This is a genomic window from Marinobacter sp. M3C, assembly GCF_023311895.1.
In the GTDB taxonomy this organism is placed as follows: domain Bacteria; phylum Pseudomonadota; class Gammaproteobacteria; order Pseudomonadales; family Oleiphilaceae; genus Marinobacter.
The window spans coordinates 1,571,306-1,598,051 of the sequence record NZ_CP092284.1 but is presented as its reverse complement, the minus strand read 5'-3'; the positions used below and the strand labels follow the sequence as shown (position 1 = coordinate 1,598,051).

Below are 26,746 nucleotides of genomic sequence, written 5' to 3'. Positions count from 1 at the left end.
GGTCAAAGTTAACCCATCTGAATCTTTTTTTATACGTTTGCTTTTTAGTTTTCACGACGAACTGACAAAATCATGCACCAACGGTCACTAAGGCTGGCTTGATGTTCAGCGGCCAAGCCCGCGTTTCTTGCGTTTTTTGGGATGCACAATGGCCGCCTTCACAACATTATCCTTAATCTGTAGCACTTCAACTCGATGCCCGCCAACTCTCAGGCACACGTTGCTGTCGGGAATGTTCTCCAGAGTTTCGGTAATCAACCCGTTTAGGGTTTTAGGGCCATCCAATGGCAATTTCCAGGACAAACTTTTGTTAATTACCCGCAGAGAAGCTGTGCCGTCAATAATATAGGTACCGTTATCCTGGGGAATAATGTCTGGGCTGGTGGATGCATAGTCGGTGGTGAATTCGCCCACAATTTCTTCAAGAATGTCTTCCAGCGTGGCTAGGCCCAGTACTTCGCCGTATTCGTCTACGACAATGCCAAAGCGACGGCGACCCTTCTGAAAGTTAATCAACTGGGTGTTCAAAGGTGTGCTTTCCGGAACAAAGTAAGGCTCGGTGCACAGCTGTACAATCATGTCTTTATTCAAGTCATCTTTTTGCAGCAGTTTGGTGGTGTTGCGCAAATGCAGAATGCCCTGAATTTCATTAATGTCGCCTTTATAAACCGGCAGGCGGGTGTGCTGACTGTTGCGTAACAGGCGCAGAATACTGTCCAGGTCGTCATCCAGATCAATCCCGACGACTTCGTTTCGGGGCACCATAATGTCCGTCACGGTCACTTTTTCCAGGTCCAGTATGCTTACCAGCATATCCTTGTGCTTGGCTGGAATCAGCGCACCGGCTTCGTTCACCAGGGTGCGCAGCTCCTCGCGGCTGAGGTGATCGTTGGCGATGTCTTCCGGTGACACCCGCAGCACTTTCAAAATGCCACCGGTAAGCAGGTTTACCGCCCATACCACCGGGTAAAGTATTTTTAGCAGCGGAGCGAGCACATAGCTGGCAGGAAAGGCGATTTTTTCTGGAAACAGCGCGGCCAGGGTTTTGGGCGTCACTTCCGCAAAAATCAAAATAACAATGGTCAGCAACACCGTTGCTATGGCAATGCCGGCGTCGCCCCAGATGCGTATCGCAATCACCGTGGCAATGGCCGAGGCAAAGATGTTAACGAAGTTGTTGCCAATCAGGATAACGCCGATCAGCTGATCGGTTCGTTGCAGAAGTCTGTGGGCGCGCTTGGCACCTTTGTGACCGGTTTGCGCCATGTGCTTCAGGCGATACCGGTTCAGCGACATCATTCCGGTTTCAGAGCTGGAAAAGAAGGCCGATAATAGAATCAGTCCGGCGAGTGTAATAAACAGCGCGGTCAGCGATGTTTCGTTCAAGCGAGGTATCCTCTTTATTTGTGAAAAGCGTGAAGGGCGTGGAAGGCGCTACCGTTTTACAGGCCGCGATGGAAAATCAGTTCCAGAGCCAGCTTGCTGCCGTAGAACGCTACCATTAATAATGCGCAGCCTGCCAGTGTCCAGCGGCTAGCGGTCACTCCGCGCCAGCCTTTGGTGTGGCGGCCAATCAGCAAGGCCACAAACACCAGCAGCGAGAGTATCGAAAACAGAGTCTTGTGGGCAATGTCCTGGGCGAACAGGTCTTCCACAAAAAGAGCGCCGGTAACAATGGCTAGAATCAGTAGCACAACTCCTGCCCACACCAGTTCGAACAGTACCGACTCCATGGTTTGCAGCGGGGGTAAGTTGCGCAACAGGCGGCTGTTGTGGTTGTTTTTGAGTTGGCGGTTCTGGACAGACAACAGCACGGCTTGAATGCCTGCCAGGCTGAACAGGCTGTAAGCGGTTACTGACAGGGCAATGTGGGTGAGCATGCCGTAGCTGTGCTCTGGCACCAGCCTCGCCGGAGAGGGCGCTGCCAGTGCGACAATAATCGTCATGCCGGCCAGAGGGTATACGCCTAATAAAAGGTTTTGCAGGGGCTTGGTAAGATTCAGCCCCAATAGCAAGAATGTGATCAGCCAGGAGATAATCAGCGAGCTGCGCACGATGCTGAAATCGAAGCCGCCGTCATGATGCACAATCTGAGTGATCAGCAGTGCGTGGCCCACCAAGGCAAGAATGCCCACCAAAGTGGTCATTGCCAAGCTGCTTTGCACCCGGCCGCGGAAATGAAGAGCCTGCAAGGCCGTGCCAATGCTGTATAACAGAAGTGAGGTAACCGCGAGAATCAGCGTTCCCATAAAGTGTTAATCCTGGGCTGCCCTATATGCCACTGTTCAGGCTGAGGTTTACGGCGCATTAAAAGTGATTTCACTGAGCTGGTCGTTTCGGGACGATAGTCTGGTTATAATGTGCCAATTATGCAACCGGAATCAACAGGCCCCGGGGTCTGTTGATTCCTGAATACTCTTATCCGGGTACGGAAGAACCGCATGTTTGAAAATCTACAGGACCGACTCTCCGGCAGTCTGCGCAAAATCACGGGTCAGGCGCGGCTTACCGAAGACAATATCAAAGATACGCTACGTGAAGTTCGCATGGCGCTGCTTGAAGCCGACGTTGCTTTGCCGGTGGTCAAGGACTTCGTAGAGAGTGTTCGCCAACGTGCCATTGGCCAGGAAGTTCAGCGTAGCCTGACACCCGGCCAAGTATTTGTGAAAGTGGTGCAGCAGGAGCTCGAGCGGGTGATGGGCGAGGCCAACACCGGCCTGAACCTGTCGGTTGCCCCGCCTGCGGTCATTATGATGGCGGGCCTGCAGGGTGCCGGTAAAACCACCACCGTTGCCAAACTGGCGCGATTCCTGAAAGAGCGCCAAAAGAAAAGCGTGATGGTGGTCAGTGCCGACATCTACCGCCCGGCTGCTATCAAACAGCTGGAAACCCTGGCCAACGAGGTAGGCGTAGAGTTTTTCCCCAGCTCCGCTGACCAGGACCCAGTCGCCATTGCCGAAGGCGCCATCAGCGCAGCGCGCAAGAAACACATTGATGTGGTGATACTGGATACGGCCGGCCGCCTTGCCATTGATGAAATGATGATGGGCGAAATCAGCCGCCTGCACGCCGCGGTAAAACCGATAGAAACCCTGTTCGTGGTAGACGCCATGACCGGGCAAGACGCCGCCAACACCGCCAAGGCTTTTAATGAAGCCCTGCCGCTGACCGGCGTGGTGCTCACCAAAACCGACGGCGATGCCCGTGGTGGTGCGGCCCTGTCGGTACGCCACATTACCGGCAAGCCGATCAAGTTCCTGGGTGTGGGCGAAAAGTCCGACGCTTTGGAGCCGTTCCATCCAGACCGCGTGGCGTCACGCATTTTGGGTATGGGCGATGTGCTCTCCCTGATAGAGGAAGCCGAGCGCAAGCTGGACCAGAGCAAAGCCGAGAAGCTCACCCAAAAGATCAAGAAAGGCAAAAGTTTTGATCTTGAAGACTTCCGTGACCAACTCCAGCAAATGAAAAGCATGGGCGGTATTGGTGGCCTGATGGACAAGCTGCCGGGTATGGGCCAGATGGCCAAAGTAGCCCAGCAGCAGGTAAACGATAAATCAATGGGGCAAATGGAAGCGATTATCTGTTCCATGACGTCCAAAGAGCGCCGTTACCCGGACACCATCAACAACTCGCGCAAGCGCCGTATTGCCAACGGTTCCGGTTCGCAGATTCAAGATGTGAACCGACTGCTGAAGCAGCACAAGCAAATGCAGAAGATGATGAAAAAATTCAGCAAGAAAGGCGGAATGGCCAACATGATGCGCGGTTTGGGTGGTATGATGCCGCCCGGCGGTGGAGGCGGTCAGCCTCCCTTTGGTCGTATGTAAAATGCCTTACGCCTAAAACAGGGAAACAACCGGTTTCGCTGTTTTCTTTGGCGCTTTTTTAGCATAGAATAGCGCCCCTTTCGAGTATGGGTCTTCATGTTAGCCGCTTCTGGCTGCATTGAATCGTACAAAGTTCGTACAACAGAACAGGATATTGGTTAAATGGTAAAAATCCGTTTGGCTCGCGGCGGCTCCAAGAAGCGCCCGTTCTACCATCTGACAGTGACCGACAGCCGCAAAGCACGCGACAGTCGTTTTATTGAACGTGTCGGCTTCTTCAACCCGATCGCCCGTGGACAAGAAGAGCGTCTACGCGTTGATCGTGAGCGTGTTGCGCACTGGATCAGCCAAGGCGCACAGCCTAGCGATCGTGTTGCCCAACTGCTGAAAACCGCAGACTAGTTTATTAGAGCAATCTGAAGATTAGCCTGACACACCCCGGGGTGACACACATGGCAGAATCCTCGCAGGAAACTGTTATCGGCCGTATTACCGCGGTGTTTGGGATCAAGGGTTGGCTAAAAGTCTACTCTTTCACCGATCCCAGAGACGGAGTACTAAACTACCGCAACTGGACCCTGGTTCAGGACGGCAAGCGTATTCCTGTGAAGCTTGAAGAGGGTCGCCGCCAAGGGCAGGGGATCGTCATCAGGCTGAAGGGTGTTGACGACCGTGATGTTGCCCAGCGTTATTGCGGGGCTGACATTCATGTGCCAACCGAACAGTTACCAGAGCTGCCCAAGGGCGACTATTACTGGTATCAGTTGGAAGGCCTTGAAGTGTTCACGGTTGAAGATGAATGCTTGGGAACAATGCATCATATGCTGGAAACCGGCGCCAACGACGTATTGGTAGTGCAGGCAAGCCCTGCTTCTATTGATCAGCGCGAACGGCTAATCCCTTACCTGCCTGACGAAATCGTTATGCAGGTGGATTTAGCCAATAAGCGTATGGTGGTTGACTGGGATCCGGAGTTTTAAGGTGTGGATTGGCGCTGTCAGTCTGTTCCCGGAAATGTTTTCAGCGGTAACCGATTATGGCATCACCAGCAGGGCCGTACGTGACGGGTTAATAACCTTTCACAGTTGGAACCCGCGGGATTTTACCCATGATCGTCATCGCACGGTAGACGACCGCCCCTACGGTGGCGGCCCCGGTATGCTGATGAAAATTCAGCCGCTACGGGATGCTATTCACGCTGCACGGCAAGCGGCTCCGGGCCCGGCTTGTGTGGTGTATTTATCGCCTCAGGGTGAAACCCTGAATCAGGCAGTTGTTGAATCTCTGGCAGCAGAGCAGCGGCTAATACTGGTGGCGGGCCGTTATGAAGGCGTGGATGAGCGCCTGATTACGGCAGAGGTAGATCGTGAAGTGTCGCTGGGAGACTTTGTGCTTTCCGGTGGCGAACTGGCAGCCATGGCTGTTATTGATGCGGTTACGCGCCTCATCCCCGGAGCGCTGGGTCATGCGCAGTCGGCAGAGCAGGATTCGTTCGCCGACGGTTTACTGGATTGTCCGCACTATACCCGGCCCGAAGTGTATGAAGGTCAGGCGGTGCCGGATGTTTTGTTGGGCGGTCACCATGATCAGATCCGGCGTTGGCGGCTTAAACAGTCGCTGAGGCGAACCAGCGAGCGACGCCCCGACCTGCTTGAACAGCGGGAGTTTTCGGAAGAAGAGCGCAAGCTGCTGGCAGAGATTTTAAACGAACCGTGTGCCTCTGAATCTTCAGGGCATTAAAAGATTGGGAATCAGGAGCATAACGATGAGCGGCAAGAACAACATCATCAATCAAATTGAAACAGAACAGATGACCAAGGAAATTCCGCCGTTCGCGCCGGGTGATACCGTGGTCGTTCAGGTTCGCGTAACTGAAGGCACCCGTGAGCGTCTGCAGGCGTTTGAAGGCGTTGTAATTGGTAAGCGCAACCGTGGCATGAACTCTTCCTTCATCGTACGTAAGATTTCTTACGGCGTGGGCGTAGAGCGTACATTTCAGAGTTTCTCCAAGCTGATTGAAAGCGTAACAGTGAAGCGTCGTGGCGTTGTGCGTCAGGCCAAGCTGTACTACCTGCGCGAACTGTCTGGTAAGAAAGCTCGTATCACGGAAAAGCTGGGCTGATTGGCCTCTCGCCATGCTCAGTGTTAAAAAAGGCAGCCACGGCTGCCTTTTTTGCATTTCGGCAGAAGACGAGGCAGTCATCGCACGCTTCTGCGACGCCATCTGGCTGGAAGATGGGCTCAGCGAAAAAACCCGTGAAGCCTACCGCAGCGATCTGGGCGGCCTGGCGCAGTGGCTTCAGAGCCAGCTCGGCACACCGTTGCTGATAGCCGCCCAGCGTAGTGATTTGCTGGCTTGGCTATCCGGCGGGCTGGCAGGCGGCGTGAAAGCCTCTACGGCTGCACGCCGGTTGTCTGGCATTCGCCGCTTTTACCGCTATTTGCTCCGCGAAGGCTTGATACCCGAAGACCCAACCCTTCGCATAGACAGCCCCAAGCTAACGCGGCCGCTTCCAGACACCCTCACCGAAGCCGAAGTAGACGCGCTGTTGGCCGCGCCTGACCCCGAAGTGCCTATAGAGCTGCGCGACAAAGCCATGCTGGAAATTCTGTACGGCTGCGGCTTACGGGTGACCGAATTAACGTCATTGCGGTTGGACCAGGTGAACTTGCGCCAAGGCGTGGTGCGCATTACTGGTAAAGGCGATAAAGACCGCCTGGTGCCCTTGGGCGAAGAGGCCATAGACTGGCTGTTACGCTACATAAAAGAAGCGCGACCGGAATTGCTGAAAGGCCACGCCTGTGACGACCTGTTCCCCGGCAACCGCCCAAAAGCCATGACGCGCCAAACGTTCTGGCACCGCATCAAGCATTACGCGGTGCGCTCCGGTATTCAAAAGCACCTGTCGCCGCACACCCTGCGGCACGCTTTCGCAACTCACTTACTCAATCACGGTGCGGATTTACGGGTGGTGCAAATGCTGCTGGGCCATGCGGATTTATCCACTACCCAGATATACACCCACGTGGCGCGCCAGCGCCTGCAGGAACTGCATCGGCAACACCACCCTCGAGGGTGAGAATGTTCGTTTTGCTGCTCTTCTACGTCGATTTTTTGCTACCCTAAGCCCGTGCTGAATTAACTCGGTCTGTTTTTTTAACCATATTGCGGACACCCATATGTCTTTTTCTCTGCCTGTTGTTTCCCGTCTTGTTGCCGCGACCCTGTTGGGTGGCTTACTGCTGCCAGCATTCGCCGTTGCAGAGGATATTGAAGAGCGCATCACCCAGCGCCTGCAAGCCGCCGTACCCGGCCTGCAGGTAGAAAGCATGGCGCCGGCAAAAGCGCCGGGCATTTACGAAGTGCGCACCAACAGCGGTCAGATTGTGTACGCCACCGAAGATGCGGAATATCTGTTTATTGGCGACCTGGTCAAACTTGAAAACGCCGGCTACGTTAACCTTACCGAACAGGCACGCACCAGCCAGCGCCGGCAAACTATAAACGAGCACGCCAAAAAGGGCGGCTTGATCCAGTACGCCGCCAAAGGCGAACAAAAAGCGGTGATTGACGTGTTTACCGACATTGATTGCGGTTACTGCCGCAAATTACACGGCGAAATGGACGAACTTAACGAACTGGGCATTACCGTGAATTACTACGGCTTTCCCCGTTCCGGTCCGGGTACCGAATCCTTCCGCAAGTACGTGTCCGTGTGGTGCGCAGAAGATCCGCAAGCGGCTATGAACAACGCCAAAAGCGGCGGCGCCGTCAAGCCCGCTGACTGCGCCAACCCGGTGGCTGAGCAATACAACCTTGGCCGACTGGTCGGCGTAACCGGCACCCCCGCTATCGTATTGGAAGACGGAACATTAATGCCCGGCTACGTGCCTGCCGAAACCCTGGCGCGCGGTTTGGGTATTCTCTAAATAATGTGCATTCTTTAGGCAATCAGCCGCCGCCAGGTCTTATTCCGCAAGCTGTGAATCGGTATACTGTGCGGCCTTAATCATCAGCTATCAGCAGCCATCGTCATCAGAGGTAAAAGAGTGAAACAGGTCAGTGTCGGAATTTGCGGACTCGGAACCGTGGGCAGCGGAACCTTCAAGGTACTCACTCGTAACGCGGTGATCATTGCCGGCAGATCCGGGTGCAACATCCAGATTACCCGCATCGCCAGCCGAACCCCCCGCACAGATATCGACCTGGGCGGGGTTCCTTTCAGCACTGACGTCTATGACGTGGTGAACGATCCTGCCATTGATATTGTGGTGGAAGTGATTGGCGGCTACGATGCCGCTAAAGAGCTGGTGCTGACCGCGATCAAAAACGGCAAGCACGTGGTTACCGCCAACAAAGCATTGATAGCAGAGCACGGCACCGAAATTTTTGCCGCGGCTGAAAAAGCCGGTGTAATCGTGGCCTATGAGGCGGGCGTGGCCGGTGGTATTCCGGTTATCAAAGCCATCCGCGAAGGCCTGGCGGGCAACCGCATTGACTGGATTGCCGGCATTATGAACGGCACCGGTAACTACATTCTGACCGAAATGCGCGCGGGCCGTGAATTCGCCGGTGTGCTGGAAGAGGCCAAGGCTCTGGGTTACGCCGAAGCCGACCCCACCTTTGACGTAGAAGGCATAGATGCTGCCCATAAGCTTACCATTCTGGCCTCGGCCGGCTTTGGTGTGCCGCTGCAGTTCAACAAAGCTTACACCGAAGGCATCTCTAAAATTACCCCGTACGACATCGCCCACGCTGAACAGCTGGGCTATCGCATCAAACACCTGGGCATTGCCCGCCGCCGCGAAGACGGCATAGAGCTACGGGTACACCCCACGCTGGTGCCCCAGAGCCATCTGATTGCACAGGTAGACGGCGTACTGAACGCCATTCTGGTAGACGGCGACGCCGTTGGCCAAACCATGTACTACGGCCCGGGTGCCGGCGACGAAGCCACCGGTTCTGCCGTGGTTGCCGACATTATCGACGTTGCCCGCATAGTCGCCAGCGGCAGCAGCTTACGCGTACCCTTCCTGGGTTTTGCGCCAGAAGCGATGGAAGATCTGCCGGTACTGGAAATGGAAGACGTACAGTCGGCGTATTATCTGCGCATCACCGCGTTTGATCGCCCAGGTGTGCTGGCCAAAATCGCGACTATTTTGAGCGACAGCGGCATCAACATTGAATCCATCATGCAAAAAGAATTCGAAGTGAAAGACGGCCGCATCCCGGTGATTATCCTGACTCACACAGTGCAGGAACGGCAGATGAACGGCGCCATTGCAGAATTGGAAAACCTGCCAGACATAGACGGCCAGGTGGTTCGTATTCGCGCTGAAAACTTTTACTAACAGCTTTCACTAACAGGTAGTCGCACGTGAGATACATCAGCACGCGGGGTGAAGCGCCCGCACTGGGTTTTGAAGACGTTCTATTAACCGGCTTGGCGCCAGACGGCGGCTTGTATGTGCCCGAAAGCCTGCCCCAGTTCAATCTGGAAGAAATTCGCAGCTGGCGCGGCCTAAGCTACAGCGAACTGGCGTTTAAGGTGATGTACCCGTTTGTGGAAGGCGCCATTCCCGCCGACGATTTCCGCACCATGCTGGACGACACCTACGGCGTTTTCGCCCACAAGGCCATTGCCCCGCTGGTACAGATCGACAGCAACGAATGGGTGCTGGAATTGTTCCACGGGCCAACTTTGGCGTTCAAAGACTTCGCACTGCAACTGCTGGGCCGCCTGCTGGACTACGTGCTGGAACGGCGTAAGCAGCACGTAGTGATTATGGGCGCTACCTCTGGCGACACCGGTTCGGCCGCCATCGAAGGCTGCCGCTGCTGCGAACACGTGGATATCTTTATACTGCACCCTTACCAGCGCGTGTCTGAAGTACAGCGCCGGCAGATGACCACGGTGCAAGGCGATAATATTTACAACATTGCCGTAAAAGGCAATTTTGATGACTGCCAGCGCATGGTTAAAGCCAGCTTTGGTGACCAGTCATTCCTGGGTGGAAAAACTCAGCTGGCGGCGGTGAACTCCATCAACTGGGCGCGCATCATGGCCCAGATTGTGTATTACTTTCATGCCTCTCTGGCTCTGGGTGGGCCAGATCGCAGCATGGCGTTCTCGGTGCCAACCGGTAACTTTGGCGATATTTTCGCCGGTTACCTGGCGCGGAAAATGGGCCTGCCCATTTCTCAGCTGGTGATTGCCACCAACCGCAACGACATACTGCATCGCTTTATGAGCGGCAACAAATACGAGCAGCACCATCTGGAGCATACCCTTTCGCCAAGTATGGACATTATGGTGTCCAGCAACTTCGAGCGTCTGCTGTTTGATCTGCACGGCCGTGATGGCCACGCAGTGAAAACGCTGCTGGAAGATGCCTCCAAGGGCCCGGTCAGCATCGACGACTTCCGTTGGAAACAGGCCCGCAGTCTGTTTGACAGCAGTGCTGTAGACGACAAAGACACCTGCGACACCATCCGCGACGTGTTCCAGCAGAACGCATATCTGCTAGACCCGCACACCGCCATTGGCGTGCGCGCCGCCCGTAACTGCCGCCGCGATGCCAGCATACCGATGATTACCCTGGGCACCGCCCACCCGGCGAAATTTCCCGATGCGATAGCAGCATCCGGTGTGAGCGCCAGGCCTGAACTGCCGGCGCATCTGGCCGACCTGTTCGAGCGGGAAGAGAAATACACTGTGCTGGATAACAATATTGCCGACGTTCAGGCCTTTATTGCCAAGCACTGGAAAAACACCTGAGCGGCATGACCCCCAAAAAAATCCTGCGTCGCCCCCAGCCAGCCAACGTGCCGGGCTGGGGGCAAGACTTGCCGCCCATATTACGCCGTCTTTACGCCGCCCGCGGTGTAACCTCTGACGACCAACTCAGCTACACCCTGCGCCACTTGGCATCGCCGCTTCAGTTACGGGGCATAGACCGTGCCGTAGAATTGCTGGCCGAAGCCATCGAAAAACAGCAGCGGGTGCTGATACTCGGGGATTTTGACGCCGACGGCGCCACTAGCACCGCCGTCGCCCTATTGGGTTTGGGCATGCTGGGCTTAAAGCACGTGGATTTTAAAGTACCCAGCCGGTTTTCGGACGGTTACGGGCTAACCCCCGGCATTATTTACCGCTTGCAAGAAGACGGCCCGCTGCCAGATTTGATTGTGACGGTGGATAACGGCATAGCCGCCGTGGAAGGCGTGCGCGCCGCCCGCGAATTGGGCATGCTGGTGGTGGTAACCGACCACCACCTGGCGGGCGACGAACTGCCCCAGGCCGACGCCATTGTGAATCCCAACCAGCCAGGTTGTGAGTTCATCAGCAAAAACGCCGCCGGCGTAGGCGTGATGTTCTACGTGCTAACCGCCCTGCGCAAACACCTGCGCGAGCAGGGCAGGCTGCCAGACCCCGAGCCCAATCTTGGCACTTTGCTGGACTTGGTCGCATTGGGAACCGTGGCCGACGTAGTGCCGCTAGATCACAACAACCGCATATTTGTAGAACAGGGCCTGCGCCGTATACGTCAGGGCAAAACTCGCCCCGGTATACTGGCGCTGCTTGAAGTAGCAGGCCGCGACCACACGGCCATCGGCAGCACCGATTTAGGCTTTGTAGTGGGCCCGCGCCTGAACGCCGCCGGTCGCCTGGACGATATGAGCGTGGGCATCGCCTGCCTGCTGGCTTCAAGCCCAGACGAAGCCCGCCGCTTGGCGCAAGAGCTGGATACCTTCAACCGCGAACGCCGCACCATCGAAAAAGGCATGAAAACCCAAGCTCAGGATTTGCTGGCGTCTATGTCGTTGGATTTGGAAGGTTTACCTTGGGGTTTGGCGCTGTTTGATCCGGACTGGCACCAAGGGGTAATCGGCATACTCGCCGCACGCATCCGCGAACAAACCAACCGGCCCACCGTTGCTTTCGCAGCGGATGATAACGGCAAAGACATAAAAGGCTCCGCCCGCTCCATTCCCGGCCTGCACATTCGCGATGCCCTAGCGGTCGTTGACGCTCGCCACCCCGGCCTGCTGAAAAAATACGGCGGCCACGCCATGGCTGCCGGCATGACTCTTGCCGCGGGCGACCTGGAAGCCTTTTCCAACGCCTTCGACAAAGCCGTACGCGACAAGCTAACAGCCGCAGACTTGGAAGCCGCCATCACCACCGACGGCCCCCTAAGCGCCAGCGAACTCAACCTGGACACCGCCGCCTTACTAAAACGCGCTGGTCCCTGGGGCCAACACTTCCCCGAACCCCTGTTCGACGGCGAATTCAGCGTCGTCAGCCAGCGCATAGTCGGCCAGAACCACCTAAAACTGGTGTTGCAACCCACAGAGGGTGGCAACATCATCGACGGCATAGCCTTTAACACCGGCGCCGAAGTGCCGGACTACACCCTTACGGGTGTGAGGGTGGTGTACAAACCAGACGCCAATACCTTCCGCGGCAGAACCAATCTGCAGTTGATGATTGACTACCTGGAGCCGCGCTGACCCCAAGGTTTTCGGGGCAGTGCGAGGTTATAAAGATTCACCAAAAGGTGCGTCTAGCCTTGGTTCTAACGCCTAAAGTTTTGCTTACCAACAGGAGGTGGCACCGCCTGCAAATGAACGCCCAAGGCGTGCAAAACGCGGTTTATGGTGTCAAAGCGCGGACTTGCGCCCGGCTTCAGAGCTTTGTAAAGGCTCTCTCTGCTCAGCCCGGTAGCGCCAGCAATCTCAGTCATACCTCTGGCGCGGGCAACATGCCCCAGAGCCCTCAGCAGTTCATCGTTATCGCCATCCTCGATGACTTCAGACAAGTAAGCCGCGATAACCTCATCGTTATCAAGGAACTCAGTGATATCGAAAGGTGTGAAACCGTGTTTTTTGTACGCTTCTTGGTTGATAGCCATGGTCAAATCCTCTTACTTTTGCAGCTCAGCCGCCATGCGCTTGGCCAGTTCGATATCTTTATTCTGGCTGGCCTTATCACCACCAACCAGTAAGAAATACACCCTGTCGCCATCCTGGATGTAATACAGCCGGTAGCCTGGCACGGTCTGGATACGCATCTCGTTAACAAAATCGCCAACACTTTTGGTGTCGCCAAAGTTGCCATTTTCAGCCCGCTCAATTCGGCGCGCAATGCTGATAACGCCCATCGGGTCTTTCAGCTTCTTCAGCCAGCTTTTGAATGTTTTGCTTTGGCGAATAATGTTCATAGGCTGACTGTATCCATTCGGATACATAGATACAAATTAAATAAAAGGAAACACCTATTTCACTCCGTCTGACGAGCCCGAAAACAGGGTGAACGCGTTATGCTCATCTCCAATTCATAATGTATGGGGAAGAACGGTGGGCCGCGATTGGATTAGTGCAGGAATGGAAAGCCAGGCTGCAAAGCGCTGATACATAGGGGGACGGATTTCAAATCCGTCCCCAAATCCCAAACTTCGCTCGAGGGGACAGATTTCAAATCTGTCTCCGGTTTCGAAAAGTGCAGTAACAGTTACAAAAAAGCCCGACGAGGATTCCGAATCGGGCTTTTTTGGGGCGGTTTTCACTGCGCAGCAACTCTGGTATTTGCGGCAACAGATGGTCTTTTTTAGGGCTACCTGTTAATTTGTATGTACAGAAGTAATTACAGGGATGTGTAATGTATTTTGAGTGGGATGACTCGAAGAACGCGGCCAATATCAGTAAACACGGAATAGACTTCAGAGATGCGATTGATATGTTCAATCACCCTATGCTGACAGCGATTGATGAGTGCTTTATGTACGGGGAAGAGCGATGGACAGCGATCGGGTTAATGCGTGAAATGGTTGGCGTCGTCGTTTATACGGAGAGGCGTGAGAGCGTGGTGCGAATAATTTCTGCCCGAAAAGCGACCAGACGAGAGGTGAGGTTATATGAGCAAAACATCTAAGACAGACTGGAAGCGATTGACCGAAATGGAAGACGATGCAATCGACACCAGCGATATTTCCGAGCTAGATGATAAATTTTTTCAGAACGCCGAACTTCTCATTCCAGCAAAACAGCCGGTGACTCTGCGAATCGATGAAGATGTGCTGGTCTGGTTTAAGGCGCAGGGACGAGGGTACCAGACTCGCATTAATAAATTGTTGAGGCATTACATGGAGAGTCAGGTTACGAAGCGCTGATACAGAGGGACAGATTTAAAATCTGTCCCTGCTTTCTACATACAACTGCGGAGGCTACGTGACGAAAAAAAGTAACAATCTCTACCAAATCAAAGTCTCACTCATCGGCGCCCAGCCACCCATCTGGCGCCGATTACTGATTGATCCAGACACAACCTTTCAGGATCTTCACCGCATCATCCAGCTGGCCATGGGCTGGCAGGTGTCGCACCTGCATTTGTTCCAGGCTCAGGATGGCACGCTTCTAGGCGACCTGGCCGAAGACGAAGACAGCATGCTGAACGTAGAGGACGAATCCGCCGTAGCGGTCTCCAGCCTGCTGGCTAGAGAAGGGCAGGCGCTGATGTACGAGTATGACTTTGGCGACAGTTGGGAGCATGAAGTAAAGCTGGAAAAGATCCTGCCGAGCGATCAAGAAGAGCCACTGCCCCGTTGCATCAAAGCCGTGCGGCAGTGCCCGCCAGAGGATGTTGGCGGGTTACCGGGCTTCTATGAATTTCTCGGAGCCATGGAAGACGCCACTCATCCCGAGCACGCTGCGATGCGGGAATGGCGTGGCGGCGAGTGGTTCGACCCCGAATATGTGAACCTGAATCAGATCAACGAAGACCTTCATGAACGCCATGCCCTGTTTGCTCAATACGCTTATGATGAACCGCCGATGGCAGCCATCGATTTCTGCGGCCTTAGCCCTAACCAGATGCATGAACTTCTGCAAAGTCCCTTCAATTGCCCCGCAGTATTCAAACCACTATTCAACGCAGAAGTCGTGAACCAGGTGCTCGATACCGCGCCGGTTGTCCGCATGGCAAAAGTGTTGATCGCCGCCATGGAAGGAAAAGGCATTCGCCTGACCAGCAAAGGCAACCTGCCTTTGAAGCAGGTTCAAGCCATGATTCAAGCCGGTGGCGAGGAGATTGTTTTTCCCATGGCCAGATTTGGCAAAGCACGGTCAGAGGAACACGTTCTGGGTGTCCACCTTACCCGCGTGCTGCTGGAGCTTGTCGGTTTTACAAAAACCGAAAAAGGCCACCTGCTGCTGAAAAAAACAGCGCAAACCCGCCTGGCGAAAAAGGGCTGGCTGACATTTTATCGGGACATCTTCTCCACAGCGCTGTCACAGTTAAACTGGGCCTGGATAGATAACCGTGAAGGCATGGAAGGAGTGCAATATGTTGCCCCGTTCTGTTTCTGGTTGCTGTCAGAAAAAGGTGACCAGTGGCGGCCGGTGCACGAATATCTGGCTGACATGCTTAAAGCCTTTCCGCAGTTGCCTCGTGGTGCCCAGCCCAGCGCTTACATAAGTGAGGAGCAGCAGGCCAAATGGGCGCTAGACGCTAGAATGCTGGAACTTTACCGAATACTCGGCCTGATAGAGCGAAACCCGGAGCAGGCCGAGTTTCGGGAAGCAGATAAACAAATGATGCGACGAACGACGTTGTTTGAAGGAATGTTTGTGCGGGCGTAAAAAAAGGGGACGGATTTCAAATCCGTCCCCGGTGTGTCCGGTCTGACCCCTATCTGTCCGCGCTGATCGCCGAACTCCGCGTTTCGCTTACGGGGCAGATTTCAAATCTGTCCCCGGTTTCGTTTGTAGTGTTGTAGTGGTGGTCAAACTGGCGGCCAACTGGCCGACATGCAATGCGGTTGCATAACCTTGCGTGCAACTATATATTAGTTGCAAAACCTGATCAGGATGATCGCATGGTAAACAAGGAAAAGTTCGCAGTTAGGCTGCTCCGAAAGCCGACCCCTAAAAACATAGCCTGGTCTGAGCTTCGTGGCTTTCTGCTAACGCTGGAGTTTGAAGAAGAGCAGGGTAATGGCTCCAGAGTGCGCTTCTATCTGCAGCTGGAGCCGGATAAGCGAGGCGTAATGATCAAGCTGCACAGACCACATCCAGAGAACGTGTGCGGCCCGTTAATGGTTAAAGATGTTGTGCAGGTTTTAAAAGCGTGGGGTCTTTTATGAATAGCAATGTCATGAAATATAAAGGGCAGGTTGGCTCTATAGAGCATGATTTAGAGCAGGGTGTGCTCTACGGAAAGCTTCTTTTTATAAGCGATCTGGTGACTTATGAAGCAGAAAACCTGAGAGGCCTGGAGGCAGAGTTCAAGACCTCCGTGGGCGAATACTTGGCGGATTGTGAAAGCATGGGTATTTTGCCGAACAAGCCTTTCAAGGGATCATTTAATATCCGAATCGGACGGGACTTGCATCAGAAGCTGGCGATGAAAGCTGCGGATGAGGGGCTTGGATTAAATGAAGCTGTTCAGAGAGCCGTTGAAAAATTCGTAGTTCCACAATAGCTTGCCTAAAAACGCGGGACAGATTTTCTCACGTAAGACTTGGGACGGATTTTAAATCCGTCCCAGCCCGCCTAAACTCTGCTCGAGGGGACAGATTTGAAATCTGTCCCGGCTTTGCCTTTCCGTCTGCTTTCGGCGATTAACCCTGCAGCAACTGCAATACCTGCTGCGGCCGCGCATTGGCCTGGGCCAGCACCGACAGGCCTGCTGACTGAAGTACCTGGGTGCGGGCCAGTTCCGCTGTTTCTGCTGCAAAATCCGCGTCGCGGATCCGGCTGTTAGCGGCCGACAGGTTCTCAGAGGTGGTACTCAGGTTGGCAATGGTGGACTCGAAGCGGTTCTGTAGGGCGCCCAGTTCCGCCCGGAAGCCGTTGATCTTGTCGAAGGCGTAATCGATCGCAACCAGGGTCTCTTCGGCGCCAGCGGCGGTGTCGATTGCGAGATCGTTCACGGAGACGGTGTTGTTTGCGGGCGTCGCATTCAGGACCTCGTTGATGCGGGGCGTTATGCCATCCGCTTTGAGAAGATTGGGGCTTGTAATCGAGACGTCGTAGCTTTCACCAAACGGGGAGGAAAAAATGATACTTTCATTGGCAGCGTTTAGGTTGGCGCGAATGCCGGTCTCTACGGTCAGTGAGTTGATTTTCGCGACGATATCATTGAGTGACCGTGCCTCAATCTGAAACGCTGTTCCATCAACGTCGACGTCAAACGTGACGCTGTTGCCGCTTTCAAAGCTTTGGGCGAGTGTCAGCCCTGCGGCGGCATCGATGGGAGTCGTGCTGGTGACAGAGCCGTTTGCTGTGCCGCCGTCAGCAGCGGTGAAGTTCGCGATAGTGTAGGAGGTGCCGGTGTTGCTGTTGGTTATTTCAAGAGTGTTACCGCTTACAGCTACGCTCAGGTCGGTTAGTCCATCTGCGGTAAGCTGGCCAGAAATTGCTGTCGCCAGGCTTGCAACGGTGTTGGCTCCGGCTGCCAGTTCAAAGTTAACGGCGGTTCCGGCGACATCAAAAGAACCCGTCACGCCGGAGTTGAAACCCAGTGTAGAGATATCGCCGGTCAGGGCTTGGGTTTCACCTACTAGGGCACCAGAGGCCACGGTAAGGGGGCCGGCGGTGTTGATCGTAGTGGGCGTGTCGTTATCAACGGCCTGAATACTGGAGAGACTGTAGCTGGTGCCTCCGGTCTTGTTTTGAATATCGATGGCACTACCGTTTACAACCGCCTCTAGGTCACTAGCAAGGCCGTCCGTTTGCAACTGATTATTGATTGCGGTGGCTAACGCATTAATGTCGTTACTGCCATTCGCCGCCAAGACGGCAGTGACGCTGCCGGTTGTCGAGCCATCATCGAAATCAAAAGTAACCGTTGTGTCCGATGTGAGAGTCAGTGTGCCGAGGTCGGTCGCACTGAACAACTCTTCAGGATTCGGAGTGACAGTGGCAGCTGCTAACGGAGTCAGATCAATGCCGGTGACGGAGACCTGAGTGCCGGTGTCGTCGGTGAGGGTGACGGCAGCCGTCACGGCGGCATCAGTGGTGTTGGAAAACACGATGGAGTTGCCGTCATCAGAGGCGGCTGCAGTTACGCCTGTCAGGTTGCCGTTGGCGGTAATGGCATTGTTGATAGCAGTCGCCAGCGTGCCCGCATTGGCCACAGAGCTGGTGTCGACGGTCAGCGCCTCACCGCCCAGGGTAATGTCCGCTGTGATCGTTGCGGTGAGATCCAGTCCGGAGGTGTCGAGGGACAATTCTCCAGCTGCTCCGGAGCCCAGCGGTTGGGTAAGCAGGTTGGCTGTTCGAGAAATGACCCCCCCGATCTGGCTACCCCGGGAATCCAGCCCACTAATGCCAATTGTTTCACCGGCATTGGCACCTACCTGAAAAGTCTGCGTACCAAACGTACCATCAAGTACCTTCAAGCCATTGAACGCAGTTTGCGTAGAAATGCGGTCGATTTCATCAAGCCGCTGCTTGACTTCATCATTCAGAGCCTCACGATCGAAAGAGCTGTTAGTGGCGTTGGCTGACTGCACCGCCAGTTCACGAATGCGCTGCATGTTATTGGTGATTTCATCCATGGCACCTTCGGCCGTCTGCGCCAGGGAAATACCATCGTTGGCATTGCGCTGAGCCATGTTCAGGCCGGTAATCTGAGCCTGAAAGCGCGTAGAGATGGCGAGGCCAGCCGCGTCATCCTTGGCTGAGTTAATGCGCAGTCCGGAAGACAAGCGCTCAAGGGCCGTATTCGCCTGCGTTTGTGAGGCGTTCAAATTCCGCTGTGCGTTCAGCGACGCGATGTTGGTATTAATGACTTGAGGCATAGCATGTCTCCCTGCGCTTGTTTAAGGGCCGGAACAGGGCGGTGCAAATAACAGAATCCCTGGCCGACAAAATTCAAATAGTTGCCGTTTGGTCTTAACCAATGCGAAAGCCATGCCAGAACGTAGATAGTGCTGACAGAGGTCTGTTTTACATAGGAAAGTGATAAAAGGGGGCATTGCGGCCCTGATGGCCGCGGCGATTTTCTGGCAGGTCGGTCGGCAGTGCCTTGCCGCTTTTTTGAGCAAGTTACATTCCTTTACAAAGTTTTTAGAAATCAACCTAAAGGAACCGGGGGATGTGCCGTTAAGTGAAATAACAGGGCGGCGCTCCAAACTAAAAGAGAACGCCAGACCTCTTTCACGCAATAACGACTACACAGTCGAAGGAGATTCACCATGGCTCTCGGAATCAACACCAACGTCGCATCACTCAACGCCCAGAATCAGCTGAGCAAGTCACAGGGCATGAACGATCAGGCCTTGCAGCGTCTTTCTTCCGGCCTGCGCATTAACTCGGCTAAAGACGATGCGGCTGGTTTGGCGATCTCTACACGGTTTACCTCGCAAATCTCCGGTTTGAACGTTGCTGTGCGTAACGCCAATGACGCAATCTCTCTGTCGCAGACAGCTGAAGGTGCGCTGAACGAGGTGACCAACAACCTGCAGCGTATCCGTGAACTGGCTGTTCAGTCTGCCAACTCCACCAACAGTTCTTACGACCGCGAAGCACTGAACGAGGAAGTCCAGCAGCGCATTGAAGAAGTAAATCGTATTGCTGGGCAGACTGCTTTCAACGGTTTGAAAGTACTCGACGGCAGCTTCGGTGACGCCGTATTCCAGGTGGGCGCCAACGTGGGTGAAACCATTGGTCTCGATCTTAACGCCAGCGTGCGTACTGATGCTATTGGCGGTGTCGCCCAGGCGGTATCAGTGGCTCTGAGCACAGTGATTGCCGAGGGAGTTACTGCGGTAACGGGCTCGCCGGCAACGTATGCCATTGATGCGACTAACCTGATTGCCGACTACCAAAGCACGGGGACGACAACGGCAGGCACATCGACGATTGAGGTTGGTACGGCTGCTGCTGCTACAGACAGCATTGACATCAATGGGGTGAAGTTTACCTTTGAGCAGGGTGATGCTGCTGGGGAAACTGTTGTTGACGCTAACAATGTCACTATAACCAGAGATATGACGACTACACCGTTGGACTTAGCGACCACTGCCACGGCGCTAGAAGCCGGTATTGCTGCTTACAAGGCCGATACTGATGCCGCCTTTACAGCGCTTGACGATGTTACAGCATCAGTAGTATCCGACACATTGACCCTCACGTACGGTGCTGACGGTGTGCCCAGTGCTAACGACAATGTCATCGGTACTGCTTCCGGCACACTCACCACAACCAACAACCTTGACGCAACAACGGGTACAACTGAAGACACTTCTGCCAACAGGACATTCACAATAGCTGATCCTGAAGGCAACGAAATAACAGTAATGCTCAATAGCGATATCACCTCGGCGACAGATCTTGCCGGCGCGATTACGAGTGCAACCGGTTATGGCGCAGCCACCTTCACGGCCGCGGTTGATGGTGGCAATGTTGTTCTTACTGACGCGAGCAACTTTGCCGGTAGTTTCACAATCGGTGGCACCAACGCTTCGACGATTACAGATGAAAACGTCGCAGGCAGCACTGCAGCCGGTGTCGCTGAGGTAACAGGTGTGGCCGCAAGCACTGTAACCCTGGCCGCCAACGACCTCACCTTCCAGTTTGGTGATCGCGATGCGTTAGCGGTTGCCGCCGGCACCTACAGCACGGTTCAGTCCTTCGTGGATGGTGTGAACACGGCACTGGGTGGTAACGCAAACGCCGTGTTGGGTGACGATAATGTGCTCACCATCACGTCCGGTGAAGCCATCACTGTAGCAGCCACAGGTGGTGCCAGCACCGTCTTTAGCACCGGCGCAAATGCCGTGTCAGGCAACCTTCAAGACGCCGACGTGCTCACTGTGGATGGCGCCAATACGACTATCCAGCGTGTCGATGCGGCGCTGACCTCAATCAGCGACCTGCGCAGCACCTTTGGTGCCATCCAGAACCGCTTTGAGTCCACCATTGCCAACCTAAGCACGTCAGTGGAAAACCTGTCAGCGGCCAACAGCCGTATTCTGGACGCAGACTTCGCCTCGGAAACGGCGGCGCTGGCCAAGTCTCAGGTACTGCAGCAGGCTGGTATTTCGGTTCTGGCTCAGGCCAACGCCCGTCCGCAGCAGGTTTTGTCCCTCCTGCAGTAAGGGGTTAGCGGTAACAGCTGGAGCCTTCGGGCTCCGGTTTTAAGCCGTTTGAGTACAGTGAGGTAAGCTATGAATGACGTTACCCTGAACAGTACGGATCTGAAACTGGCTCGCTCCGGCGAGGCTGTTCCGGCTCGGGCACTGTCGTCATCTTCTGCTGAAGGTATGCGTGCCGCGGGCTCTGTTGCCAATAGCTTCGCTGTCAGCCAAAGTTCCGCCGCGAGCGTGAAGGGCTCGCCTTTAGTGGGCAATGTGAATGTGGTGCAGCAACAAACTCTGACTGCAGCTGACCAGGCCACACAGGCCAGGGAATTGATTGAATCGCAGAAAGAGCAGCTGACCAGTGCGGTATCGCAACTGAACAGCTATGTTCAGAATGTACAGCGGGATTTGCAGTTCGAGGTAGACAGCGAGTTGGGCCAGACCATCGTAAGAGTGGTGGACCAGAAAACCCAGCAAGTGATTCGGCAAATACCTGATGAGCTAGCGTTAAGGTTGGCAGAGAAATTGCAGCAGGACGAACCGCTGACGTTGTTTAACATCAAGGTATAAAAAGTGTAAAGAGTTGCCGCTTTTGATTTGATGTTGGCAATGATTATTCAGCACCGCCGCACCCTTAATGGGCTGGCGGTGCTCTGGTTTTAGGTAGGGGACGGACTTAAGTCCGTCCCCGGTCTCGGTAAGGCGGTAAGGTAAGGCGGGGACAGACTTGAAGTCTGTCCCCTGGTCCCCGGCCCCAGAAATATATTTGCCGAGAGGGGCAAAGTTTTGCCGCTTGCGGCCGTTAACCAAAGTACGAAGTGATTGGCGCCTTCAAGGAGGCATTGGTATGGCAAATATTTCATCACTGGGAATTGGCTCTGGCGTGTTAACGTCAGACTTGGTAGATCAGTTGGTTAAGGCAGAGCGCGCACCTGCTGACAACCGGTTTACCCGGCAAACCCAGCAGTCAGAGGCGATGCTGTCTGCCTATGGCAAGTTGCGCAGTGCCGTCACCGAGCTGCGCTTGCCCATGCGCCAGCTAAGTTCTGCCGGCAACCTGAAGGCCTTTTCCGCTACCTCATCCAATGAAGATATCGGTGTATCGGTAGACAGCGCCAAAGCCAGTCGCGGCAGCTATAGCCTGGATGTCACCAGCTTGGCCACCGCTCAGGCATTGGCATCGCAAGACGTGTTCGCCGATCGCGACACCACCTCCGTGGGCGAAGGCAAACTGACCATCGCCGTGGGTGACAAAACCGCCAACATCACGATCGACAGCAGCAACAATTCTTTGCAAGGTCTTGCCAACGCTATTAACGATGCGGGTGTGGGTGTGTCCGCCGGCGTTATTGATACGGGTAATGGCTTTCAGTTAGTGCTGTCAGCAGATGAAACCGGTACGGCTAATGCGATGAGCATCACGGCCGCCGACAGCGATAATGCCGATGGCGCCGACCTTTCCCGATTTGCCTTTGACGCCAGTATCGAAGCGGGAGCAGGAACGGGTTTTAGAGAAAGTATCGTCGCTACCGATGCGGTTATGAGCATCAACGGTATTGACGTTACCCGTTCCACCAACAGTTTCGAAAATGTGATTGATGGTCTGTCGTTCGACATCAAGGACATTGGCACTTCCACCGTCAAAGTCAGCCAGGACGTGGGTGCCGTTACCGATCGTGTTCAGGGCTTTGTTGAAAAGTTCAACGCATTGCAGGTCACCATCGATAGCCTGGCGGGCTTTAATGCCGAAGCGGGCGTCGGTAGTCTGTTGACTGGCGACAGCACCGTGCGGGCTCTGCAGAGCCAGCTACGGCAAGTGCTGACCGGTGTCGTGCCCGGGCTGGAAAACGCCAACGTGCGCAGCCTGGCCGACGTGGGCATAAAGACCGATCCGAATACCGGCACTTTGGAGTTTGATCGCAGTATTTTCGAAACCCAGCTCAAGAACAATCCGGACGATGTAACCGCGCTGTTTGCCGAGCAGGGCAGAACGACCGATGGCCAGGTGGAGTTTGTGCGCAGTGGATTGAGCACTCAGCCGGGCCGGTACGATATCAATGTTACCCAGGCGGCTACCCGGGGCCAGCTGACTGCGGGCTCTGCATTGGCATCGTCAGTTGATGTGACGGACACAAACGATGAGTTTGCACTAACGGTCAATGGCGAAACTACGGTAAACCTGAAGCTTACTCAGGGCACGGGTGTTACGGCTCAGGCGCTGGTAGACGACATTCAGGCCCAGTTAAACAGTAACGCAGCCCTGAACGCCTCTGGCGAATCGGTACAGGTGTCGCTGGACAGTGACAATAAGCTTGTATTTACATCCGGTAAATACGGCTCTGAATCCAACGTTAGTATTAGCTCGCAAGAAGATGCTGATGCTTTTGGCCTGACTGGCGCTAGTGGAACCACTGGCCAAAATGTGGCCGGCACCATTGGCGGCAAGGTTGCAGAGGGTGATGGCCAGGTTCTGTTCCTGGGTAGCGATTCCGGTCCGGCATCGGGCTTGCAAGTCCGCATTCTAGGTGACCAGACCGGTTCCCGCGGTTCTATCAATTTTGTCCAGGGCTTGGGTAAAAACACCGTTGATTTGGTGAATAGCTTCGTGGGTTCGGATGGCGCGCTGGAATCCCGCACCAGCAGCTTGAGCCGCGACCTGAGAGAGATTCAGGAAAATCAGATAAAGCTGGATATTCGCATTGAATCCTACCGCGAGCGTTTGGTGAAGCAGTTCAGCGCCGCCGATTCGCTGATTTCGCAGCTCAACAACACCCGCGATTTTGTAACCCAGCAGCTCGAAGCGCTGGCACCGCAGAATTTCAACAAGTAGTCATTCCGGCTAACGCTTTGATAAGTCCGGCGCAGCCGGCGAGAAACGAGGTTACCAATGAAAGGTTTAAAAGCATACCAGCAGATAAACACCCAAACCAGCATCACCGATGCCGACCCGCACCGGTTGATTCAGCTGCTGTATAACGGTGCGCTGGAGCGCATCAATATGGCCAAAGCCCGTATGCAAGCCAAAGATTTTGAAGGTAAGGGCAAGCTGATAATCAAGGCTATTGAAATTATTGGAGGCTTACGCAACTTTCTGGACTTTGAAAAAGGCGGCGAGCTATCAGCCAGGCTGGAAGGGTTGTACGATTACATGGAGCGTACTCTGTTCGAAGCCAACGCCAAAAATGACATTGCCAAGCTGGACGAAGTGGCTAGCCTGCTGCACGCCGTAAAAGAAGGCTGGGACGGCATTCGCAACGAAGTGGTTGCCCAGGCCCAGGCTGTTTGATTTGTGCGGAAAGCCCCCGCTTCACTTATAGGGGTGGGGACTTGTGCAATTGGGGATCAGGTCAATCCCAGCGAATGTCTATGGTTCGTTTGTTAGCCATACAGTCCCTTAAATATAAGTTAATCAGGGTCTGATAAGGGACGCCGGTTTCGCTGGCCATTTCTTTAAAATAATTCAGTACGTCTTCGCCCAGCCTCATAGTTATCGGCTTTTTCAGCCGTGCCGCATAAGGATTGGGCCGCGATTTCATAGATGAGAGATCGTATTCTGCTTTCATGACAGGCCACCATGGTAATGAGTGCGTTCTGTAACGGTTGCCTTCCTTGCTGAAATTATCCGGATTACGCTGCCTCCTTTGCGCTCACAGTGACAGACAAGTACTAGCCTGCCTAGGGCGCTTGTTCCCAGCATAATAAACCTGTCCTCATGAACTGAGTTTTCTTCGTCAAAAAACTGGACGGCAAGCTCATCGAAAAACACGCTTTGTGCCTCTTCGAAGTTTACTCCATGCTTTTTCTCACTTGAGGCGGCTTTTGTTCGATTCCATTCGAATTTAATCATACGTACAGTGTATGTACGCGGCGCTGGGAGTCAATAGCCAATTCAAAGACTCTCCCGTACAATATGCGCCCTTCCTATTGAACATCTGTTTTTCTTTTTAGTCTGGAGCATGGGCATGTCTGATATCAACAAAGTAGTACTGGCCTATTCCGGTGGCCTGGATACCTCGGTTATCGTGCGGTGGCTGCAAGACACCTACGGTTGTGAAGTGGTTACCTTTACGGCTGACATCGGCCAGGGCGAAGAAGTAGAACCGGCGCGGTTAAAAGCCAAGGCGCTGGGCGTAAAAGAAATCTACATTGAAGACCTGCGCGAAGAATTTGTGCGCGATTATGTATTCCCCATGTTCCGCGCCAACACCGTTTATGAAGGCGAATACCTGCTGGGTACCTCTATCGCCCGCCCGCTGATTGCCAAGCGTCTGATTGAAATTGCCAACTCCACCGGTGCCGACGCCATTTCCCACGGCGCAACCGGCAAAGGCAATGATCAGGTGCGTTTCGAGCTGGGTGCCTACGCTCTGAAGCCCGGCGTAAAAGTCATCGCGCCCTGGCGCGAGTGGGATCTGAACTCCCGCGAAAAACTGCTGGCCTACTGCGCCGAGCGCGACATTCCGGTCGATATGAAGAAAGGTAAATCGCCTTATTCCATGGACGCCAACCTGCTGCACATCTCCTATGAAGGCATGAACCTGGAAGACCCCTGGTGCGAAGCCGAGGACGACATGTGGCGTTGGAGCGTATCGCCGGAAGAAGCGCCAAATACCGCGACCTATATTGAAGTCACCTACGCCAAAGGCGATATTGTTGCCGTAGACGGCCAGGCCATGAAAGCCCACGAGGTGCTGGAGCACCTGAACAAGGTTGGCGGCGACAACGGCATTGGCCGCCTGGACATCGTAGAAAACCGTTATGTGGGCATGAAGTCCCGCGGTTGCTACGAAACTCCGGGTGGCACGATTATGCTGCGCGCTCACCGCGCCATTGAGTCCTTGACTCTGGACCGCGAAGTAGCGCACCTGAAAGACAGCCTGATGCCGCGCTATGCCGAGGTAATCTATAACGGTTATTGGTGGTCGCCAGAACGCGAAGCTCTGCAGGCACTGATTGACCAGACCCAAGCCTACGTTAACGGCACCGTGCGCCTGAAACTGTACAAGGGCAACGTAGACGTAGTCGGCCGTAAGTCAGACGATTCGCTGTTTGACGAGAAGATTGCCACCTTTGAAGAAGACGAAGGCGCTTACAATCAGAAAGACGCCGAAGGCTTCATCAAGCTGAACGCTCTGCGCTTGCGCATTGCCGCCAGCAAAGGTCGCAAGCTTTAAGTTTCAGTTGGCGACTGGAAGATAGCGCGATACTTCCGGGCCGGCTCTGCCGGCCCCGGTTGCTCCGGCCGGAATTTTTACTTTAATTTGCCCGAACTCTTCGAGGAATTTTGACTTACGTTGTGTGATACTAATTCAAAGCAACTGAGCTAGCGGGAGGCATGATGGAAAGCCGGGTTCAGCAGTTGATTAAAAAGCTTGAGCATCTTCCGTCGGGTCGCTTGTCGGAGGTGGAAGACTTTATTGATTTTTTAAGCCAGAAAGATCGAGAACATCACATGCGCAAGGACTTCGCGCAAGGGGCAGAGGCTCCTTTCCAGAAGGTATGGGATAATGACGATGATTCAGCCTACGACAAGTTATGAATTTGGGAATGTCGTTCTTGTTGGCTTTCCCTTTACCAATCTTAAAGCGACCAAAAAGCGCCCCGCAGTAATTCTCAGCTCCACTTCCTATCAGGCTTACCGCCCCGATGTCATATTGCTGGCGATAACCAGCCGGATTAAGGATCCCCTGACTTATGGCGAAGCTATGATTGCTGACTGGGGGCAGGCAGGTTTAATTAAACCGTCATTATTCAAACCCCTGATAGCGACAGTCGATCAAGTGATTGTTCTTAAAAAGCTGGTGCAGAATGTTCTAGACCTTGTCTGAGGT

At 54.3% G+C, this 26,746-nt stretch carries 29 protein-coding genes; 22 read left to right on the top strand and 7 right to left on the bottom strand.

Going from position 1 to position 26,746, the window contains the following annotated elements:
* Positions 1–105: 105 nt before the first annotated feature.
* Together MIH18_RS07280 and ccsA are read right to left on the bottom strand one after the other, a co-directional pair.
* On the bottom strand, positions 106–1,386 hold the full coding sequence (locus tag MIH18_RS07280; RefSeq protein ID WP_249007880.1) for an HlyC/CorC family transporter: 1,281 nt from the start codon (positions 1,384–1,386) through the stop codon (positions 106–108).
* 56 nt (positions 1,387–1,442) lie between these two features.
* Positions 1,443–2,249, bottom strand: coding sequence for a cytochrome c biogenesis protein CcsA (ccsA, locus tag MIH18_RS07275; protein WP_249007881.1), 807 nt, complete (start codon positions 2,247–2,249; stop codon positions 1,443–1,445).
* A gap of 192 nt (positions 2,250–2,441) precedes the next feature.
* Between ccsA and ffh the strand changes: the two genes are divergently transcribed.
* From ffh to recJ, 10 genes are all read left to right on the top strand, one after another.
* Positions 2,442–3,827, top strand: coding sequence for a signal recognition particle protein (gene ffh, locus MIH18_RS07270; protein ID WP_249007882.1), 1,386 nt, complete (start codon positions 2,442–2,444; stop codon positions 3,825–3,827).
* Positions 3,828–3,989: 162 nt separating this feature from the next.
* On the top strand, positions 3,990–4,229 hold the full coding sequence (gene rpsP, locus MIH18_RS07265) for a 30S ribosomal protein S16 (protein WP_007348783.1): 240 nt from the start codon (positions 3,990–3,992) through the stop codon (positions 4,227–4,229).
* A gap of 50 nt (positions 4,230–4,279) precedes the next feature.
* Positions 4,280–4,807 (top strand): ribosome maturation factor RimM, encoded by a 528-nt coding sequence (gene rimM, locus MIH18_RS07260; RefSeq protein ID WP_249007883.1) that lies wholly within the window; start codon positions 4,280–4,282, stop codon positions 4,805–4,807.
* Between the two features lies 1 nt (position 4,808).
* Complete coding sequence (trmD, locus tag MIH18_RS07255; protein WP_283164855.1) at positions 4,809–5,567, top strand: tRNA (guanosine(37)-N1)-methyltransferase TrmD; 759 nt, start codon at positions 4,809–4,811, stop codon at positions 5,565–5,567.
* 25 nt (positions 5,568–5,592) lie between these two features.
* The gene (rplS, locus tag MIH18_RS07250) at positions 5,593–5,949 is read left to right on the top strand and encodes a 50S ribosomal protein L19 (protein WP_249007884.1); all 357 of its coding nucleotides are present in this window, start codon (positions 5,593–5,595) and stop codon (positions 5,947–5,949) included.
* 13 nt (positions 5,950–5,962) lie between these two features.
* Complete coding sequence (xerD, locus tag MIH18_RS07245; protein ID WP_249007885.1) at positions 5,963–6,907, top strand: site-specific tyrosine recombinase XerD; 945 nt, start codon at positions 5,963–5,965, stop codon at positions 6,905–6,907.
* Positions 6,908–7,007: 100 nt separating this feature from the next.
* Positions 7,008–7,757 (top strand): thioredoxin fold domain-containing protein, encoded by a 750-nt coding sequence (locus MIH18_RS07240; RefSeq protein WP_249007886.1) that lies wholly within the window; start codon positions 7,008–7,010, stop codon positions 7,755–7,757.
* Positions 7,758–7,877: 120 nt separating this feature from the next.
* Entirely contained in the window at positions 7,878–9,179 is a 1,302-nt protein-coding gene (locus tag MIH18_RS07235) for a homoserine dehydrogenase (protein ID WP_249014231.1), read from the top strand.
* A gap of 26 nt (positions 9,180–9,205) precedes the next feature.
* A complete protein-coding gene (thrC, locus tag MIH18_RS07230; protein ID WP_249014230.1) occupies positions 9,206–10,606 on the top strand; it encodes a threonine synthase in 1,401 nt (466 codons plus the stop codon).
* 5 nt (positions 10,607–10,611) lie between these two features.
* On the top strand, positions 10,612–12,342 hold the full coding sequence (recJ, locus tag MIH18_RS07225; protein WP_249007889.1) for a single-stranded-DNA-specific exonuclease RecJ: 1,731 nt from the start codon (positions 10,612–10,614) through the stop codon (positions 12,340–12,342).
* A 65-nt stretch (positions 12,343–12,407) separates the two neighbouring features.
* On the opposite strand, the gene MIH18_RS07220 is transcribed toward recJ, so the two are convergent.
* Together MIH18_RS07220 and MIH18_RS07215 are read right to left on the bottom strand one after the other, a co-directional pair.
* On the bottom strand, positions 12,408–12,743 hold the full coding sequence (locus tag MIH18_RS07220) for an addiction module antidote protein (RefSeq protein WP_249007890.1): 336 nt from the start codon (positions 12,741–12,743) through the stop codon (positions 12,408–12,410).
* A 12-nt stretch (positions 12,744–12,755) separates the two neighbouring features.
* Positions 12,756–13,052, bottom strand: coding sequence for a type II toxin-antitoxin system RelE/ParE family toxin (locus MIH18_RS07215; protein WP_249007891.1), 297 nt, complete (start codon positions 13,050–13,052; stop codon positions 12,756–12,758).
* Between the two features lie 437 nt (positions 13,053–13,489).
* Here MIH18_RS07215 and MIH18_RS07210 point away from each other — a divergent pair, with 437 nt between their 5' ends.
* The 5 genes from MIH18_RS07210 to MIH18_RS07190 all read left to right on the top strand — a co-directional run bounded on the left by MIH18_RS07210 (position 13,490) and on the right by MIH18_RS07190 (position 16,309).
* Positions 13,490–13,762, top strand: a complete 273-nt coding sequence (locus tag MIH18_RS07210) for a BrnT family toxin (RefSeq protein WP_249007892.1) — start codon at positions 13,490–13,492, stop codon at positions 13,760–13,762.
* Positions 13,746–14,000, top strand: a complete 255-nt coding sequence (locus MIH18_RS07205; RefSeq protein ID WP_249014229.1) for a BrnA antitoxin family protein — start codon at positions 13,746–13,748, stop codon at positions 13,998–14,000. Before MIH18_RS07210 ends, MIH18_RS07205 begins: the two co-directional genes overlap by 17 nt.
* A gap of 58 nt (positions 14,001–14,058) precedes the next feature.
* Complete coding sequence (locus MIH18_RS07200; RefSeq protein ID WP_249014228.1) at positions 14,059–15,468, top strand: plasmid pRiA4b ORF-3 family protein; 1,410 nt, start codon at positions 14,059–14,061, stop codon at positions 15,466–15,468.
* A gap of 236 nt (positions 15,469–15,704) precedes the next feature.
* Positions 15,705–15,971 carry a hypothetical protein gene (locus MIH18_RS07195; protein WP_249014227.1) on the top strand — a complete coding sequence of 89 codons (267 nt, stop codon included), beginning with the start codon at positions 15,705–15,707 and terminating at the stop codon, positions 15,969–15,971.
* On the top strand, positions 15,968–16,309 hold the full coding sequence (locus MIH18_RS07190; protein ID WP_249014226.1) for a type II toxin-antitoxin system HicB family antitoxin: 342 nt from the start codon (positions 15,968–15,970) through the stop codon (positions 16,307–16,309). The genes MIH18_RS07195 and MIH18_RS07190 overlap by 4 nt, the downstream gene beginning before the upstream one ends.
* Positions 16,310–16,448: 139 nt before the next feature.
* On the opposite strand, the gene MIH18_RS23935 is transcribed toward MIH18_RS07190, so the two are convergent.
* The gene (locus MIH18_RS23935; RefSeq protein ID WP_283164854.1) at positions 16,449–18,632 is read right to left on the bottom strand and encodes a flagellin; all 2,184 of its coding nucleotides are present in this window, start codon (positions 18,630–18,632) and stop codon (positions 16,449–16,451) included.
* A 396-nt stretch (positions 18,633–19,028) separates the two neighbouring features.
* On the opposite strand from MIH18_RS23935, the gene MIH18_RS23930 reads away from it, so the two are divergent.
* The 4 genes from MIH18_RS23930 to fliS all read left to right on the top strand — a co-directional run bounded on the left by MIH18_RS23930 (position 19,029) and on the right by fliS (position 24,201).
* Positions 19,029–20,933: a flagellin gene (locus MIH18_RS23930; RefSeq protein ID WP_283164853.1), complete on the top strand. Its 1,905-nt coding sequence runs from the start codon at positions 19,029–19,031 to the stop codon at positions 20,931–20,933.
* Between the two features lie 69 nt (positions 20,934–21,002).
* Positions 21,003–21,485, top strand: a complete 483-nt coding sequence (locus tag MIH18_RS07165) for a flagellar protein FlaG (RefSeq protein ID WP_249007899.1) — start codon at positions 21,003–21,005, stop codon at positions 21,483–21,485.
* A gap of 277 nt (positions 21,486–21,762) precedes the next feature.
* The gene (gene fliD / locus MIH18_RS07160; protein WP_249014225.1) at positions 21,763–23,745 is read left to right on the top strand and encodes a flagellar filament capping protein FliD; all 1,983 of its coding nucleotides are present in this window, start codon (positions 21,763–21,765) and stop codon (positions 23,743–23,745) included.
* Positions 23,746–23,802: 57 nt separating this feature from the next.
* Positions 23,803–24,201 carry a flagellar export chaperone FliS gene (fliS, locus tag MIH18_RS07155; protein ID WP_249014224.1) on the top strand — a complete coding sequence of 133 codons (399 nt, stop codon included), beginning with the start codon at positions 23,803–23,805 and terminating at the stop codon, positions 24,199–24,201.
* A 61-nt stretch (positions 24,202–24,262) separates the two neighbouring features.
* On the opposite strand, the gene MIH18_RS07150 is transcribed toward fliS, so the two are convergent.
* Positions 24,263–24,478, bottom strand: a complete 216-nt coding sequence (locus MIH18_RS07150; RefSeq protein ID WP_249014223.1) for a BrnA antitoxin family protein — start codon at positions 24,476–24,478, stop codon at positions 24,263–24,265.
* A complete protein-coding gene (locus tag MIH18_RS07145; RefSeq protein ID WP_249014222.1) occupies positions 24,475–24,762 on the bottom strand; it encodes a BrnT family toxin in 288 nt (95 codons plus the stop codon). Before MIH18_RS07145 ends, MIH18_RS07150 begins: the two co-directional genes overlap by 4 nt.
* 115 nt (positions 24,763–24,877) lie before the next feature.
* Between MIH18_RS07145 and MIH18_RS07140 the strand changes: the two genes are divergently transcribed.
* The 3 genes from MIH18_RS07140 (at position 24,878) to MIH18_RS07130 (ending at position 26,743) form a co-directional block, all read left to right on the top strand.
* The gene (locus MIH18_RS07140; RefSeq protein WP_249014221.1) at positions 24,878–26,089 is read left to right on the top strand and encodes an argininosuccinate synthase; all 1,212 of its coding nucleotides are present in this window, start codon (positions 24,878–24,880) and stop codon (positions 26,087–26,089) included.
* Positions 26,090–26,250: 161 nt separating this feature from the next.
* Entirely contained in the window at positions 26,251–26,454 is a 204-nt protein-coding gene (locus tag MIH18_RS07135; RefSeq protein WP_249007905.1) for a DUF2281 domain-containing protein, read from the top strand.
* Positions 26,423–26,743, top strand: a complete 321-nt coding sequence (locus MIH18_RS07130; RefSeq protein WP_249014220.1) for a type II toxin-antitoxin system PemK/MazF family toxin — start codon at positions 26,423–26,425, stop codon at positions 26,741–26,743. Before MIH18_RS07135 ends, MIH18_RS07130 begins: the two co-directional genes overlap by 32 nt.
* Positions 26,744–26,746 lie beyond the last annotated feature (3 nt).

What these genes read in the sequence shown, in the direction of transcription:
- ccsA (WP_249007881.1), bottom strand. Translation starts at nt 2,249, where the DNA reads ATGGGAACGCTGATTCTCGCGGTTACCTCACTTCTGTTATACAGCATT.
- ffh (WP_249007882.1), top strand. Translation starts at nt 2,442, where the DNA reads ATGTTTGAAAATCTACAGGACCGACTCTCCGGCAGTCTGCGCAAAATC.
- rpsP (WP_007348783.1), top strand. Translation starts at nt 3,990, where the DNA reads ATGGTAAAAATCCGTTTGGCTCGCGGCGGCTCCAAGAAGCGCCCGTTC.
- rimM (WP_249007883.1), top strand. Translation starts at nt 4,280, where the DNA reads ATGGCAGAATCCTCGCAGGAAACTGTTATCGGCCGTATTACCGCGGTG.
- rplS (WP_249007884.1), top strand. Translation starts at nt 5,593, where the DNA reads ATGAGCGGCAAGAACAACATCATCAATCAAATTGAAACAGAACAGATG.
- xerD (WP_249007885.1), top strand. Translation starts at nt 5,963, where the DNA reads ATGCTCAGTGTTAAAAAAGGCAGCCACGGCTGCCTTTTTTGCATTTCG.
- MIH18_RS07240 (WP_249007886.1), top strand. Translation starts at nt 7,008, where the DNA reads ATGTCTTTTTCTCTGCCTGTTGTTTCCCGTCTTGTTGCCGCGACCCTG.
- recJ (WP_249007889.1), top strand. Translation starts at nt 10,612, where the DNA reads ATGACCCCCAAAAAAATCCTGCGTCGCCCCCAGCCAGCCAACGTGCCG.
- MIH18_RS07220 (WP_249007890.1), bottom strand. Translation starts at nt 12,743, where the DNA reads ATGGCTATCAACCAAGAAGCGTACAAAAAACACGGTTTCACACCTTTC.
- MIH18_RS07215 (WP_249007891.1), bottom strand. Translation starts at nt 13,052, where the DNA reads ATGAACATTATTCGCCAAAGCAAAACATTCAAAAGCTGGCTGAAGAAG.
- MIH18_RS07210 (WP_249007892.1), top strand. Translation starts at nt 13,490, where the DNA reads ATGTATTTTGAGTGGGATGACTCGAAGAACGCGGCCAATATCAGTAAA.
- MIH18_RS07205 (WP_249014229.1), top strand. Translation starts at nt 13,746, where the DNA reads ATGAGCAAAACATCTAAGACAGACTGGAAGCGATTGACCGAAATGGAA.
- MIH18_RS07195 (WP_249014227.1), top strand. Translation starts at nt 15,705, where the DNA reads ATGGTAAACAAGGAAAAGTTCGCAGTTAGGCTGCTCCGAAAGCCGACC.
- MIH18_RS07190 (WP_249014226.1), top strand. Translation starts at nt 15,968, where the DNA reads ATGAATAGCAATGTCATGAAATATAAAGGGCAGGTTGGCTCTATAGAG.
- MIH18_RS23935 (WP_283164854.1), bottom strand. Translation starts at nt 18,632, where the DNA reads ATGCCTCAAGTCATTAATACCAACATCGCGTCGCTGAACGCACAGCGG.
- MIH18_RS23930 (WP_283164853.1), top strand. Translation starts at nt 19,029, where the DNA reads ATGGCTCTCGGAATCAACACCAACGTCGCATCACTCAACGCCCAGAAT.
- MIH18_RS07165 (WP_249007899.1), top strand. Translation starts at nt 21,003, where the DNA reads ATGAATGACGTTACCCTGAACAGTACGGATCTGAAACTGGCTCGCTCC.
- fliD (WP_249014225.1), top strand. Translation starts at nt 21,763, where the DNA reads ATGGCAAATATTTCATCACTGGGAATTGGCTCTGGCGTGTTAACGTCA.
- fliS (WP_249014224.1), top strand. Translation starts at nt 23,803, where the DNA reads ATGAAAGGTTTAAAAGCATACCAGCAGATAAACACCCAAACCAGCATC.
- MIH18_RS07150 (WP_249014223.1), bottom strand. Translation starts at nt 24,478, where the DNA reads ATGAAAGCAGAATACGATCTCTCATCTATGAAATCGCGGCCCAATCCT.
- MIH18_RS07145 (WP_249014222.1), bottom strand. Translation starts at nt 24,762, where the DNA reads ATGATTAAATTCGAATGGAATCGAACAAAAGCCGCCTCAAGTGAGAAA.
- MIH18_RS07140 (WP_249014221.1), top strand. Translation starts at nt 24,878, where the DNA reads ATGTCTGATATCAACAAAGTAGTACTGGCCTATTCCGGTGGCCTGGAT.
- MIH18_RS07135 (WP_249007905.1), top strand. Translation starts at nt 26,251, where the DNA reads ATGATGGAAAGCCGGGTTCAGCAGTTGATTAAAAAGCTTGAGCATCTT.
- MIH18_RS07130 (WP_249014220.1), top strand. Translation starts at nt 26,423, where the DNA reads ATGACGATGATTCAGCCTACGACAAGTTATGAATTTGGGAATGTCGTT.